This is a genomic window from Flavobacterium frigoris (assembly GCF_900111075.1).
GTDB classification, from domain to species: Bacteria; Bacteroidota; Bacteroidia; order Flavobacteriales; family Flavobacteriaceae; genus Flavobacterium; species Flavobacterium frigoris.
In genome coordinates this window covers 22,343-37,791 of record NZ_FOFZ01000021.1, presented here as the reverse complement: position 1 = coordinate 37,791, position 15,449 = coordinate 22,343, and the positions used below count along the sequence as shown (strand labels likewise).

Genomic DNA, 15,449 nt, shown 5'->3' with positions numbered 1-15,449 from the left:
TTGATTAGTTCGCTATAACAATCTTGCATTTGGTATAATTTGGAAACACAAAGATCTAGATTTTAATATTTCCCCACAACAATATGTCTTGATCCATTCACCTCTATTGTCGCCTTATTATTAACCATTTCAGCACTTTTGTCTTTTTTTTCGATACGAATACAAAATTTGAAGAAAGAAATCCGACTTGAAAAATTAGCTTACAATTTTTTCATCAGTTCCTTAAGTTGGAATTTTTGCGATAATTTTATTTATCATTGTCACGTATTGGAATCAATAAATTTAAAATTCAGCATAAAAAAAGTCAATAGAAAACTATTGACTTCGTGATTTTTAAAGTGGTTATTTAACTTCCTAGACCCTTCTTATTAAACTAACGACAAATAGTAGGACGACCGCTCCTAAAACAGCTGTAACTACACTTGCTACACTAAAACCTCCCACCACGGCGCCGGAAATTCCTAGTTTTGCTCCAAGCCAACCGCCTAAAAAACTACCGATAATACCAACAATTATGTTGCCGATAATACCGAAACCACCACCGCTAATAACTAGACCGGCTAACCATCCTGCTACTACTCCTAAAAGTAACCACACTAAAAGACTTTCTCCTGACATATTCAAATAATTTAAAATATTAAACAATTACTCTAGTTCTACGTAGCGCTAAAGTTACTTAAAAAAGGGTTTGATTTTTAAAATTTAAGTTAGTAAATATATAAAAACCTGAAAAACAAATGATTACAAATAATAAAAGTGCGATATCACTAGGGCTCTTTAAAAAAGAATCGTAAAGTAGTAACATACAATAAACTACTCCCATAAACTGTTTTTCTGCTTCCTACCGCTGTACTAGTATTTAATTTGTAATACTGCTTTTTATTCGTTTAATCTTAATTATCAATATTATGACTAAACTACTTTATGATCGTTTAGGAGGCTCTATAGGAATTAATCAAATTGTGAATGAAGTGGTTCAAGCACACATGAACAATCCCGCTATAAACGCACGGTTTCTTCCGCTTAAAGAACAACCGGAACATTTAGCCTCAATTAAAAAACATACGGTTAAATTTTTCAGTGCTGGTAGTGGTGGTCCGGAAACCTACTCTGGAAAAGATATGGTCGCTACACATACTGGAATGAATATAAGTCGAGGAGAATTTGCGCACGGCATTGACGATATATTAGGAGTTTTGGAAAATAATCATATTGATGAAGAATCTAAAAAAGATGTTCTTGCCATTCTATGGTCTTTAAAAAGTATGGTAGTTTCTTTATAGAGTTAGTTTTCAATAATTCTCTTTTGTTATAAAAAACGCGTTTGAACAGCGTTTGTTTTAACAGGGGCAGGCATCTTAAAATTATTACCGCCAATTATTAGTTGTAATTGTGAGTTATTGTGTTGTTTTCATATCGAAGAATTTTAACTTACCTTTAAGTATATTTTATGCTATGGATACATTCTATCATATTCTTAAACTCAGTGCAGGTATAGGCTTATTTCTATTTGCCATGTATTTACTGGAGGAGTCTTTAAAAAATCTTTCTGGAAGGAGTTTCAAACTCTTTTTACAACGCATTACCAAGAACAAGATTGGCGCGGTAACTGGTGGCGCAATCGTAACGGGTGTTCTTCAGAGTAGCTCCATGGTTTCCTTTATGGTACTAGCTTTTGTGGGTGCTGGTGTATTTACCATGAGGAATGCAATGGCTATCATTCTAGGTGCTAATCTGGGAACAACACTTGACAGTTGGGTGGTCGCTACACTTGGATTTAAAATGGACATAGAAGTAGTTTCTTATCCTGCGGTTTGTGCGGGAGGCGTTCTTCTTATCTTGTTCGGGAGTCGAAAAACCTATCGCTATATTTCCTATTTTCTTTTCGGATTTGGTTTGTTATTTATTGGTCTATCCTTTATGAAAACATCCATGGAAGCTCAGGTAAAAGTTTTTGATTTTTCGCAATATGCGTCTATGTCATTGGCAGTTTTTTTATTAATTGGTTTTATTATTACCGTATTAGTTCAATCCAGTTCGGTAACAATGGCTCTTACACTTAGTGCCCTTCATGTTGGGGCTGTTAGTCTGCCCATGGCTGCTGCCATAATATTAGGTTCTCAAACCGGAACCACTATTAAAATAATGCTTGGTGCTATCGATGGTAGCGCTTCAAAAAAGCGAATCGTCCTCGGGAATCTTCTTTTCAATGTTTTTGTCACCCTATTTGCTTATCTTTTTTTAAGCCCCATACTATTCCTGATTACTGAGCTATTTCGTATCAAGGATCCCCTCATTGCTTTGGTTCTTTTCTCCACAATTATCAACCTGTTTTCAATTATCATCTTCTTACCGCTATTAGATAAATTCACCCATTTTCTGGAACGTTTTTTCAAAGACTCTGATGAATCAGTAACCGCTTATATTGGACATGCTAACACAGCAGAACCATTAACTGCCCTAGACTTATTTAAAAGGGAAGCCGAATATTTCATACACAATTCCATGCTGTTCAATTTAGAGTTATTTAAAATTAATACGCACTATATCAGTGATAGTTCCGACTATGAAAACATCAATAAGGAAAAGAAATTTTTTATTAAAACAATTGAAGAAAAATATGATTTTCTAAAGCAGTTGCAGGGCGAACTTCAGGTTTTTTATATAGAGTTAAGGCCAAAATTAGAATCAGAGCAACACTCTAATCTCAACCAGTTCATTTCTGCTGTACGCAGTTCCATACACTCGGTAAAAAGTGTCAAGGATATAGGCACTAATATTGCGAATCTCCGGCATTCATCAAAAGACATTAAGTACAATTTTTTCATCCATCACAGACAGGAAACGGAAGCACTATACCAGCAGTTTAATGCGCTTATGACCAAAGAAACACCTGCCAGTTTTGAAAACCTGCAGGATGTTTTTAATTCGATAGAAGCCAACTATACTTCGGCACTTAACAACTTCTATTCAGAGGTACAAAATGCCCCTTTAGAAAAAATTGATATTACTACGGTTATTAATTTTAACAGGGAGCTATTTACGTCTAACAAAGCGATGCTGATGGCCGTAAAAGATTTTTTATTGAAAGAAAAACAAGCTCAGGAATTTAATGAAGTTCCAGTCTATAAAACGTAGAAAAGGAACTTAGTATGCTAACCTTACTGCAATTTGCGACTATAGCAAAAAACGTACAAAAGGAAAATTCTGTTTCCTATTATAAAAATCCAATAATTTTATAATATAAACTTACTTTTTTATTAAATAGTGCGGATATAAATTTTCATCTTTGTAATTAATTCAATTTTGAGTTTAGCATTTATTGCGTTTTTTGATAATAAAAACAGTACCATTTGAAAGAATATTTTAAAAAAGGTTTGAAAATTTTCCAGTGGACAGTAGGAACAATCATCGTATTATTCTTGCTGCTTTTACTGCTTATCCAAATCCCTTACGTACAGAATTACGCAAAGGATAAGGCAGTAGTATATATTCAAAATAAAATCAAAACTAAGGTTGTCATAGCTAAAATTGACATTGGGTTTCCAAAGAAAATAATCCTAGAAGGTGTATACTTTGAAGACCTAAAAAAAGATACCCTGTTAGGTGCTAATAAACTAGCCGTTGACATTAGTATGTTTCAATTGATCAATAATAAAATAGAAATCAATTCCATCGATTTTCAGGGAATTACGGCAAATATCAACAGAGATTCCACCTCCGTATTCAATTTTGATTACATCATAAAAGCTTTTGCGTCCCCTGATAATCAAAAGCCAGACACGGCCCCAATGACGTTTTCAATTGAAAATATCAATCTGGATACGATAAATCTGAGATATACCGATTCATTTTCCAAAAATGATCTGTATATCAAACTGAACCATCTGGAAACCCGAATAAAAACTTTTGATTTAGATGCCTTAGATTTCGAAGTACCCAAGATTAAAATAAAAGGTTTGAACCTTAAATTTAAACAAGGCATTACACAGATTAAAACTCAGGAGGACAATACTCCACAAAGTACTTATAAACTTCTGTTGGGTGAAATCGACCTTTCTAAAATAGCGTTGGATTATCAGGACGAAGTCAATAAATTAAGCGCTACTATTTCATTAAAAAAGGGACTAGCTAAATTTGACAAAACCGACTTTTACAACCATTTTTTCCTGATTGATGTCCTTAATTTATCGGATGCAAACGGAAAAGTAGCCTTTGGTAAATCAGAAAAAAAAACGGAAAAAAAAGAATCAGCCTTAACTGCGAGCAGGGACTGGGATTTTAAAGTCAGAGAATCCAATATCAAAAGGGTTGATTTTAACTATGACAATAACAATATTGCTCCGATAACAAAAGGATTTGATCACAACCATTTAAAATTACAATCGCTAAGTTTTAACGCTCAAGACATCCATTACAGTTCTGTAAGTACCTCCGGAAAAATAAGTGCTTTTAAAGCAAAAGAACACAGTGGTCTCGACGTTCTATCCTTTAAAGCAGATTTTTTCTATGGAAAAACGAATTCTTTTCTCAAAAACTTATACTTAAAAACACCACAGACTTTAATAAAAGACGAAATCCTTATCGGTTATCCCTCTATTGCATCCATTAGTGATAATTTAGAAGAATTAAGCATTAATGCCACTTTGAAAAAAAGTAGCGTAGGATTTAAAGACATTTTGCTTTTTGTTCCGAATTTAGCTAATACCGTGCCTTTTAAGGATAATCCAAATGCTATACTTCAGATAAATAGCAAAGTGTTTGGTAAGTTAGGAGCGATTGAAATTCCGAGTTTAGAAATCAGCGGCATAGGCAATACAAAAATTGTGGGTAGCGGAACCATCACCGGTTTACCAAACACCCAAAAAGCGTATTTTGATTTGGACATAAAAGAATTTGCATCGACCGCAACCGATTTTAATGTCTTCCTACCAAAAGAAACGATTCCAAATTCGATTAGTTTACCTGCAGCATTTACTGCCAAGGGAACTTTTAAAGGAACTATAAATAACTTCGCTACTGATTTGGTTTTAGGAAGTAGTTTTGGTCCTGCCAAAATCAATGCTCTATTTGATCAACGAATAAAGAACAAAGAAAAATACGATGTTAAAGCAACCCTCAAAAATTTCGATCTCGGAAAACTAATTAAGAATAATTCGATAGGAAAAATAAGTGGGAGTGCAACTATAAAAGGAACTGGATTAGATGCAAAAACAGCTGATGCCAATTTAAAAGGAACCATAGGAAAAATTAATTATAATAAATACAATTATAGCAACCTCGACCTTACAGGAACAATCAACAAGAGTCTGTTCCAAGCCACTGCTACTAGTAACGATCCTAATTTAACGTTTGACTTAGTAAGCAGCGGGAGTTTTAAAGACAAATACCCTAGCGGGAAAATAAAGTTAAATGTCGATGTTGCCGATCTTGAAAAACTGAATCTACATGCAGGACCTATGAAGATACGAGGAGTACTAGATGCAGATATTCAGGCTGTTGATCTTGATTATCTTAATGGGAAATTTAATATTGTCAATCTTACTATTGCCGATGAAAAAGAGCAGTTTGTAATGGATTCCATAACTATGATTGTTACTTCTGGAGCAGACAAAAATATGCTGTCGTTTAAGTCTCAATTTTTAAATGCTGAAATAGAAGGAAAATACAAGCTGACAACAATCGCAGATGCACTATCAAATTCAGTAGCAAATTATTACAATCCTACTCCATCTCGAAAAGCAAGTGCTGCTGAAAAACAACAATTAAAATTTAAAATTGGAATTGCAGACAGTCCTATTTTAGTAAAATTAATTCCTGAACTAAAGAGTCTTGAACCTATTTCCATAACCGGAATATACAATACGGTCAATGATTCCATCATATTGAATGGTGCAATTCCTAAATTAGTCTATGGCGGCAATACAATAACAAATGGAGTTTTAAAAATAGACACAAAAGACAATGCTTTAGTATATACTCTTGTGGTAGATGACATTCAAAACAGCCAATTCCAATTGCCTTACACTTCTATTTCTGGAAAAGTGCAAGACAATACGGCCGATTATACCTTGCAATTAAAAGATTTAAAAGACAAAGAAAGATACCTAATTTCTGGAAAGCTAAAAGGGTCAGCGGGAAATAATGAACTTTGGTTTGACCCGAAAAATCTACTACTAAATTATGAATCTTGGAAAGTGGATGCGGATAACCTAGTTCGTTTTGGAAAAAAAGGAATTAATGTCAATAACTTTGAATTAAGCAACGCAGAAAGTAGCATTAAAATCCAGTCACAGTCTGAACAAGCAAATGCACCTTTGGCAATTGACTTCAAAGACTTTAAAATTGAGACCATCAGCAATATTGCCGTAAAGGGAGACATGGAAATAAGCGGAAACATCAATGGTAATGCAGTAGTTAAAAACTTGAATCAATCCCCTCTTTTCACTTCTGATTTGATTGTGGATCATTTTTCATTCAAGAAAGACACTGTGGGTACCATTACCGTACATGTTGACAATAACGTAGCTAATACTTACAATACCAGAGTTTCCTTAACCGGACAGGACAATCTTGTTGATTTAAACGGAACCTACAAAACAGCTGATGGAAATCTGAATATGAATTTGGATATTTCGAGATTAAATCTCAAAAGCATCCAGGGTTTCACATTAGATAACGTAAAAGAAAGTACTGGTTTTTTTACCGGAAAATTTAAAATTTCAGGAAATGTAGAGCAGCCAAAAGTAGTTGGTGATTTGCTTTTTAATGACATAGGGTTTAAGGTAACCCCACTCAATTCTACCTTTAAATCCCTCAACGATAAAATTGCCTTTACCGGTAATACCATCGTTTTCAATCATTTTATCATAAAAGATGAAAAAAACAATGATTTAGATATCAACGGAAAAGTCAATACTCAAAACATCAGCAACATCGGCTATGATTTAACGCTAGATGCCGTGAATTTTAAAGCCATCAATTCTCAGGAAAAAGACAATGATTTGTATTATGGCGAATTGTATTTAGACAATCATTTGAGAATTGGCGGTACATTCAACAATCCTGTTGTGGACGGGAATATCAAAGTGAACAAAGACACTAAGTTCACGATTGTTATGCCACAGTCTGATCCTTCGATTGCAGATAGAGAAGGTATTGTTGAATTTATAGACCAAGATAACCCACCGATGATCCATAAGACGTTAAGAGCCGATGAAGCATTAAGTAATCTTGAAATTACAGGCATCAATGCCTCTGTAAATATCGAAGTGGATAAGGACGCTGAATTATCAATTGTCATCGACAAAGCCAATGGCGACTTTCTCCAATTAAAAGGCGAAGCCCAATTAACCGGTGGTATTGATCCATCCGGAAAAACAACTTTAACTGGAAGGTATGAGTTGAAAGAAGGATCCTATGAAATGAATTTTAATTTGATTAAACGCAAGTTTAACATTAAAAGCGGTAGTTATATTCTATGGACTGGGGAACCAACGGCAGCTGATATAAATATCACAGCAGTTTATAAAAATGAAGCTGCACCGATTGATCTTGTGGGCGACCAATTAATCAATGTTACGGCTTATGTGAGAAACACATACAAGCAAAAAATTCCTTTTGAAACCGAATTGAAAATGAAAGGCGAACTGATGAAGCCTACTATATCTTTTGATATTATCCTACCAGAAGGAAACAATAGTGTTTCTACAGAAATTATCAATACAACCCAATCTAAACTAACCCAATTACGTCAGCAACCAGATGAGTTGAACAAACAAGTGTTTGCTCTACTCCTACTGAACCGTTTTATAGGTGAAAATCCATTTGCCAGCGAATCCGGAGGAACTACCGTTTCGTCTCTCGCCAGAGAAAGTGCTAGTAAAATCCTGTCACAACAATTAAATAACCTAGCTGGTGATTTAATAAGCGGTGTCGAACTGAATTTTGATTTAGCTTCCTCACAAGATTATACCACGGGACAACTGGAAAATAAAACCGATTTAAATGTTGGGATTTCTAAAAAACTGCTAAATGATCGCCTGAAAGTTACTATAGGAAGCAGCTTTGGCCTAGAAGGACCACAACAACAAAATCAGGATGCCAATACCATTGCAGGTGATGTTACGATAGAATATCAACTCTCTAAAGACGGAAGATATAAATTAAAAGCGTATCGCATCAATAAATACCAGGTAGCACTTCAAGGCCAGGTGGTTGAAACTGGAATTGCTTTTGTAATTACTTTAGATTATAATGAATTTAAAGAGTTATTTAAAAAAGTAAATACAGAAAGAAAGAAAAATAAAGTCAAATAAGAACTTTCCAAACAGCAGTCTGATGAATAAGAATTCCATACTCTATCTTCTTTTTATATTGTTTGCAGTGAGCTGCAGCGGTACAAGAAATTTACCTGAAGGCGAATTTTTGTACACGGGTGCCAAAATAAAAGTGGAAGGCGATGCAACCCCAAAAAAAGAACGCAAAGCATTGAAAGCAGAATTTCAAGCGATTGTCAGACCCAAACCTAACTCTTCTTTTTTGGGCTTTAGACCCAAATTATTTATTTATAAAATTGCTGGTACTCCAAAAAAGCAAAAAGGATTTCGCTATTGGCTAAAAACTAAAGTTGGAGAAGCTCCAGTCTATTATAGTAAAGTAGATCTGGAATACAACAAATTAGTTTTACAAAACAATGCAGAAAACAACGGTTACTTCAACACCAGATCAACAGCTGACTCTACACGTAATGGTAAAAAAGTGAAGGCCGAATATACCGTAAACCCCAAAAGACAATACCGTATTAGAGAAATTAAATTCCCTCAGGATTCCGCAATACTTTCCACTGCGGTACTAGATACTAAGGACAGGACGTTACTAAAAAAAGATAATGGCTACAGTCTTACCACCATTAAAGAAGAACGACTGCGCATCGATGCGAGGCTTAAAGAAAAGGGATTCTACTATTTCAACGCTGACTATCTTAAAGTTCAGGTTGATAGCACGGTTGCAGACCATCAGGTTGATTTAATTGTCAAGGTAAAACAGGAAACCCCAGAATTAGCGCAAACGCAGTACAGAATCAACGATATCATCGTTTACCCCAATTATTCCATTAATGCAGATAGTCTGGTTGCTAATCCAAATACCGCGGTAAAACACAACGACATCACGATTATAGATAATGAGAATTTGTTTAAACCTAGAATTTTTGATCGCACCTTATATTTCAAAAAGGACGATTTTTACAACCGCACCAATCATAATTTATCCCTAAACCGATTAGTCAATTTGGGCACGTTTAAGTTTGTGAAAAATGAATTTAAAGTCGCTGATACCATAGGCAATTATCTCGATGCCTATTACTACCTCACGCCACTGCCTAAAAAATCGATTCGTGTGGAAGTATTGGCCAAAACCAATTCGGCTAATTATACAGGTACAGAACTTAATCTAAACTGGAGCAATAGAAACGTCTTCAAAGGCGCCGAATTGCTAACTATCTCTGCATTTGGCGGACTAGAAGTACAAGTCTCAGGTGTAAATAACGGTTTTAATGTATACCGTTTTGGTACAGAGGCTAATTTAATTTGGCCCAGAATTATAGCTCCATTCCATTTTGTGTCCTCTAGCGGTTTTGTCCCTAAGACCAAAGCGACTTTGGGATATGAATTCCAAAACAGAACCAAACTGTATTCGCTACAAACATTCAAAGGGTCGTTTGGCTATTTATGGAAAGAGAATGAACGCAAAGAACATCAGTTTAACATCACTGAAATCACCTATGCCAGTCCGCAAAACGTGACGCCTTTGTACCAAGAGCAAATAGATGCTAATGCCTCACTTGGAAAAGTAATCGAAAAGCAATTGATTTTTGGCCCTACCTACTCTTACACGTACACCAACACTATGGATAAAAGAAGGAAAAACACCTTTTATTATAAAGCTGGATTAGATTTAGCTGGAAATATAACTGGATTAGCAACTGGAGCCAACTTGAAAAAAGGAGATCCTGTAAAAGTATTTAGTGTGCCGTTCAGTCAATTTGTAAAAGTAGAAAGCGAGTTTAGACATTATTTAAAATTGGGTGGCGACAAGCAATTAGCCAGCAGAATTATTGCTGGTGCAGGATTTGCCTATGGAAATTCGAATGAAATGCCTTTTATAAAACAATTTTTCAACGGGGGAACTAACAGTATTAGAGCGTTTAGGGCACGATCCATAGGTCCAGGAAGTTTTAATGGAAATACAACTATCAATACGTTTCTCGCCGATCAATCTGGAGATTTAAAACTAGAATTCAATACAGAATACCGAGCGAAGATTTATGATATCGTAAAAGGCGCCTTATTTGTCGATGCCGGAAACATCTGGTTGCTCAAGGACAATCCTGAAAAACCTGGAGCCCAATTTTCTAAAGACTTCTTAAAAGAAATTGCCGTGGGTGTGGGTGCTGGATTGCGATTTGACTTTTCTTTTCTGGTGCTAAGAACAGACCTCGCTTTCCCTATCCGCAAACCGTATTTGCCGGAAGGAGACCGTTGGGTACTGGATCAAGTAAGCTTTGGAAACAGCAGCTGGCGAAAAGAAAATCTGGTTTTTAATCTCGCCATTGGCTATCCGTTTTAGTACTTTATTAAAATTATTTCAATTTGACTGCCTACTCCTGTTATGAATTCGAACCAGAGAATCACTGGGTATAAGGGAATTATAATTTATATAACAATGGCAACCTTACTTTTAATTACATAATTATTAAAATTCAATACCAAATTCTATCATATAACTAACATTAGTCCACTTTTAGGATAAATCATTGCTAATTTCGGTTATATTTGTGGCATAAACGACTCTATTTATGGAAGAATGTATCTCTGTCTTTGACATGCTAAAAATTGGTGTTGGCCCATCTAGTTCACACACATTAGGTCCTTGGCGTGCTGGAGAACGCTTTCTTAAAGAATTGAGAAAGAAAAATATAATTGAGTCTGTTGTAAGAGTAAAAACAGATTTATATGGCTCTCTATCCTTAACCGGAATAGGTCATGCCACTGATTTAGCTGTAATGTTAGGCTTAAGCGGTCAGGATCCTGAGTACATTCCGGTAGAAAGTATAGATGGAATTATCAAGACTATCAAAGAGGAAAACCAAATCCATTTAGGAAATGAGTTTCTAGTTCCATTCTCCTTTTCAGAAGATATCGTTTTCAATAAAAAGTTCCTTCCTTTTCATTCTAACGGAATGAGATTTACCGCTTTTCTAGCTAATGGAAAAAAACATATCGCTACCTTCTACTCTATCGGTGGTGGATTTGTAGTCAAAGAAGAACGAATGAACGCTAAGAAGAAAATCGAAATAAAATGCGCTTTTCCCTTCCCTATAGATAAAGCAGTCGACGTCTTAGCGTACTGTAAAGCCGAAAACAAGAAGATATCTGAAATCGTTTATGAAAACGAAAAATCCATGCGTACCCCAGAAGTAATTGACCACGAGTTGATGCGCATCTGGAACACCATGCTAGAGTGCATGTACATTGGTTGCCATACAGAGGGAATCCTTCCGGGTGGTTTAAATGTTCGTCGTAGGGCTTTTGACATGCATCAAAATTTAATTGGATTATCAAATTACAGCGACCCACAAAGCTGGTTAGAACAAATCAGACTGACCGAAGTGAAATTTCGCCAAATCCTGAAATGGGTGAGCTGTTTTGCCTTGGCGGTAAATGAAGTCAATGCCGCTTTAGGACGAATTGTAACCGCGCCTACGAACGGCAGCGCCGGAGTAATTCCGTCCGTATTAATGTATTATTTGGTGATTGAAAACCATCAAGCTGGTGAAAAAGAAATCAAACAATTCCTGCTGGTTGCTGGTGAAATAGGTAGTATTTTCAAGAAAGGATCAACGATATCAGCAGCGATGGGTGGTTGTCAGGCAGAGATAGGCGTTTCCTCCTCGATGGCTGCAGCAGCACTATGCGAGCTGATGGGCGGAACCCCAGAACAGGTTTTAATGGCTGCGGAGATTGCCATGGAACATCACCTAGGATTAACCTGTGACCCTATTGGCGGATTGGTACAAATTCCTTGTATCGAGCGCAATACTATGGGCGCTATAAAAGCCATCCATGCTGCAGAACTAGCCTTGGAAACTGATCCTAAACACGCCAAAGTCCCTTTAGACAAAGTAGTTGATACGATGTGGCAAACGGCTAAGGATATGAACAACAAATACAAAGAAACTTCTGAAGGTGGACTCGCCGTAGCGGTAAATATGTCTGATTGCTAAGACGAAACTTGTTTCAGTATCTCGCAATTTGTTTAATTATTCCTGTTATTGTTCAGTTGTTCCGATATCTTTAATCATAAGGGCATCTCCCGCTTAACAAAAACTATGGCCAAAAGCTATGTTCTTGTTAAGCGAAAGATTTTGCTGCTTTCTTTTACGCAAAAAATAAAACTTAATCGATACTATTTCATGACAACCACAAGAAATAGTACGACACAATAGAAATAAACCAACTAAGACCTACACTCACTTTAGTGCTTATTGTAAAGATCACCCATGTATAAATTGACAACCCAAAATGATGGAAACCGAACGACTTATTTTAACACCCCTAACCTGCGACCAACTCATAAAATATAGCAAGGCAGACAACTCTTTGGAAAATGAATTAAATCTAAATGAGACATCGAGGACAATTTCCGCTGAACTTAAAGAAGCTTTAGAAAAAACAATTTTACCGAACGTAGCAGATACAACCAAAGACTATTTATACTCAACACTTTGGACAGTAATTTCAAAGCAGGCAAACAAAATGGTTGGTGACATTTGTTTCTTTGGAGAACCTAATTCAGAGGGGGAAATTGAAATTGGATATGGTACTTATACCGAATTTCAAAAAAAAGGATTTATGACAGAAGCCGTTGGAGGAATAATAAATTGGGCAAAATCTCAACCCAAAATATTTTCAATACTTGCTTCTACTGAAAAAGAAAATATTGGTTCATTTACAATCTTATTGAAAAATAATTTTCTTAAAATTGGAGAAACGGAAACATTATTCAACTGGAAACTACAAATAAAATAATTCACAACTGTAACAGGCACAGCTCACTAAAGAGCATTTTTACATGGAAATCGTAAGCACTATTTCTATAGATACTTAATAATCTTATTTTTTTAAGTAATGATTAGTAATTATAAATTTAACAATCCGAATGTTTTGTGCTTTGTGCTTTTTACAATTTTAGAATGTTTATATGTATGTATCGGCACGGAGTACAAAGATTTGTTTATTGAAAGAGTATAATTATTTTTAATAAAGTAAACTAGTAGAAATTCATGCATGTTATATGTGGTGTTATCGTCTAATTTGTATTTTCGTTTTCCTTAAAATACTTTGCTTTAAAATCAACAAACTTGGTAAAGCTTGCGAATGCCAGCAAGAATCGAACAAAAATGCTGGCGACCCTCTTAAATAAATCTATTTACGTAAATTGCAGACTTATCTAAAGGTAAAATCATGAAAGACACTAAAATGCTACATTATATAAAAGAGGTAATAGAAAATATGCCAACTGGCTGGTTGAGCATAACAACACATCGACTAGATATTTATGATGAAAGATTGGCTAAAACGCAGTTCTTAGAACAGTTTGAGACCTTATTTAATGACAATAATTCTGAATCATCTGCTCTAAACGAATTACCCACTGCTTATGACTATATTCGATTAGGTCATCCGTTATCTTGTATACTAGAATGGGGAATTGCTAAGATAAATAATCTAAAACCAGAAAATGTAATTAGTTTTTCATCAAAGACGATTCCTATTTTGGCAGTTCTAAGAAAAAATTTACTAGATAATAAAAATACCCACATAGTTTATACTGGCGAATTACCTGATTGTTTTAATGCTGAAGTAGTAAAAAACATTTATGGTTATCATTTTGATTTGAAGAAAGTTGAAAATATAGAAGCTATTCCAGCATTTGATGGTAGTACCGTCTTCATTTTACAAGAAGAGAAATTTGGCACAATTAATATCCCTAATGGAGTTGACTTTGTTATTAGTCTTCATGAGCACTTAGGAAGTGTTTTAGTTGTAAATGGAGAGCAAAACGAAAGTTATATTTCAGATATTCAACATGTAAGAAGAAGAGAAACTATTGCAATGACACCTGCTGATTCTCTTACAGCTTTGAGATCTCTAGTAGCGCAATCTCCCATTGATGTAACACAAAGCAATTTACAAGCAGATAAAAAAGAAGTTTTAGATGCTATTAAAACAATTACTAATACGAGTACAAATCCACTAGTTGCTTCTAGCGGACTCTCTATTCAGTATTCGATTTTAATGGGGCTAATTCATGATGCCGTTGAAAAACACAAGGGAAAAGCAATCAAAATTATCGTTCCTCCAAATTGTTATGGCGGTACAAATGATCAAGCAAGACGAGTTGCTGCTTGCATTGACAATGTTGAAATAGTTGATTTATTAGTTGATGGCGATAACGACATGGTTCAAAGCATTGATACCGTTTTAGCACAAATGGCTAATGAAGATGCTGTTCCTTATATCATTGCTGAGATTCCAACCAACCCAAGAGTTGAAGTTCCAAATCTGATAGATTTAAAAAATGTTTTAAGTAAACAACGTAAAACTACAACGGGTGCAATGGCGATAGATCCTGTTTTTATTTTAGATCAAACCTTTTGCCCTAATGTGCATTTTTTGGGCAAAGAGGACATACTTGCAACGGTTAGAACGATTTCATTTGCTAGTGGCTCGAAATTCCCAAGTGGTGGTCAATGTACTGCGGGCTACTGTGTAGGAAATAAAAAAACGGAAGCTTTGATGGAAAAAATAGCCATGCATCTACAACTTTGCGATAATGAGGCTACAGCTCTCCAATATGAAATATTAGCCAAACAATTGCCTTCAATGAATCAAAGAATTATTGATGCTTATAAAAACACACGTGATTTTGTAAATTTCATCCACGATACTTTACCAGAAGCAAAAATCAATTTTGTTTCTGAAGAACTGGCAAAACAAGGATTTACCCCATCTGTGTTTTCATTACTCCTACCTACTAAAGGGAATACTGCTGAAGAAAAAGAAGCACATAAGAGAGACTTAAATCTTAAATTAATCAATTTAATGATTACAGAAATTCCTAATGAAAGCAAGTTTTGTGTGAGCTATGGTCAGTTAAAAGGATGTTACTGGACAATCCCTGCAACCTCTACTCAAGGAACGACTAAAGAAGGAGACAAAGATTACATAGTGCGTGCATCGCTTTCTGCTACTATGGATCTTGACCTTCATAAAAAAGTCTTTTTAAAATTTATTGAAACTATCTAACGCTATCGATAATTCGACCTATAGTGTTATTGTATCTCAAATTTTTCGAAATGCGCTAAACCCTCAAAAGTATGTAGC

The 15,449-nt window shown here is 35.3% G+C and carries 8 protein-coding genes; 7 read left to right on the top strand and 1 reads right to left on the bottom strand.

Annotated features, from left to right (window positions below; translation table 11 throughout):
• Window positions 1-354 precede the first annotated feature (354 nt).
• Window positions 355-618 (bottom strand): GlsB/YeaQ/YmgE family stress response membrane protein, encoded by a 264-nt coding sequence (locus BMW63_RS17005; protein ID WP_074724659.1) that lies wholly within the window; start codon window positions 616-618, stop codon window positions 355-357.
• 290 nt (window positions 619-908) lie between these two features.
• On the opposite strand from BMW63_RS17005, the gene BMW63_RS17000 reads away from it, so the two are divergent.
• The 7 genes from BMW63_RS17000 (at window position 909) to BMW63_RS16970 (ending at window position 15,371) form a co-directional block, all read left to right on the top strand.
• On the top strand, window positions 909-1,283 hold the full coding sequence (locus BMW63_RS17000) for a group I truncated hemoglobin (protein WP_074724658.1): 375 nt from the start codon (window positions 909-911) through the stop codon (window positions 1,281-1,283).
• A 172-nt stretch (window positions 1,284-1,455) separates the two neighbouring features.
• Window positions 1,456-3,138, top strand: a complete 1,683-nt coding sequence (locus BMW63_RS16995) for a Na/Pi cotransporter family protein (RefSeq protein WP_074724657.1) — start codon at window positions 1,456-1,458, stop codon at window positions 3,136-3,138.
• A gap of 215 nt (window positions 3,139-3,353) precedes the next feature.
• Window positions 3,354-8,318 (top strand): translocation/assembly module TamB domain-containing protein, encoded by a 4,965-nt coding sequence (locus tag BMW63_RS16990; RefSeq protein WP_074724656.1) that lies wholly within the window; start codon window positions 3,354-3,356, stop codon window positions 8,316-8,318.
• A 22-nt stretch (window positions 8,319-8,340) separates the two neighbouring features.
• The gene (gene tamL, locus BMW63_RS16985) at window positions 8,341-10,629 is read left to right on the top strand and encodes a translocation and assembly module lipoprotein TamL (protein WP_074724655.1); all 2,289 of its coding nucleotides are present in this window, start codon (window positions 8,341-8,343) and stop codon (window positions 10,627-10,629) included.
• 229 nt (window positions 10,630-10,858) lie between these two features.
• Window positions 10,859-12,286, top strand: coding sequence for an L-serine ammonia-lyase (locus tag BMW63_RS16980; protein WP_074724654.1), 1,428 nt, complete (start codon window positions 10,859-10,861; stop codon window positions 12,284-12,286).
• A 298-nt stretch (window positions 12,287-12,584) separates the two neighbouring features.
• Window positions 12,585-13,091: a GNAT family N-acetyltransferase gene (locus BMW63_RS16975; RefSeq protein WP_074724653.1), complete on the top strand. Its 507-nt coding sequence runs from the start codon at window positions 12,585-12,587 to the stop codon at window positions 13,089-13,091.
• Between the two features lie 435 nt (window positions 13,092-13,526).
• Window positions 13,527-15,371 carry a PLP-dependent aminotransferase family protein gene (locus tag BMW63_RS16970; protein WP_074724652.1) on the top strand — a complete coding sequence of 615 codons (1,845 nt, stop codon included), beginning with the start codon at window positions 13,527-13,529 and terminating at the stop codon, window positions 15,369-15,371.
• Window positions 15,372-15,449 lie beyond the last annotated feature (78 nt).

Coding starts and splice junctions, on each gene's coding strand:
- BMW63_RS17005 (WP_074724659.1), bottom strand. CDS start 618: ATGTCAGGAGAAAGTCTTTTAGTGTGGTTACTTTTAGGAGTAGTAGCA.
- BMW63_RS17000 (WP_074724658.1), top strand. CDS start 909: ATGACTAAACTACTTTATGATCGTTTAGGAGGCTCTATAGGAATTAAT.
- BMW63_RS16995 (WP_074724657.1), top strand. CDS start 1,456: ATGGATACATTCTATCATATTCTTAAACTCAGTGCAGGTATAGGCTTA.
- tamL (WP_074724655.1), top strand. CDS start 8,341: ATGAATAAGAATTCCATACTCTATCTTCTTTTTATATTGTTTGCAGTG.
- BMW63_RS16980 (WP_074724654.1), top strand. CDS start 10,859: ATGGAAGAATGTATCTCTGTCTTTGACATGCTAAAAATTGGTGTTGGC.
- BMW63_RS16975 (WP_074724653.1), top strand. CDS start 12,585: ATGATGGAAACCGAACGACTTATTTTAACACCCCTAACCTGCGACCAA.
- BMW63_RS16970 (WP_074724652.1), top strand. CDS start 13,527: ATGAAAGACACTAAAATGCTACATTATATAAAAGAGGTAATAGAAAAT.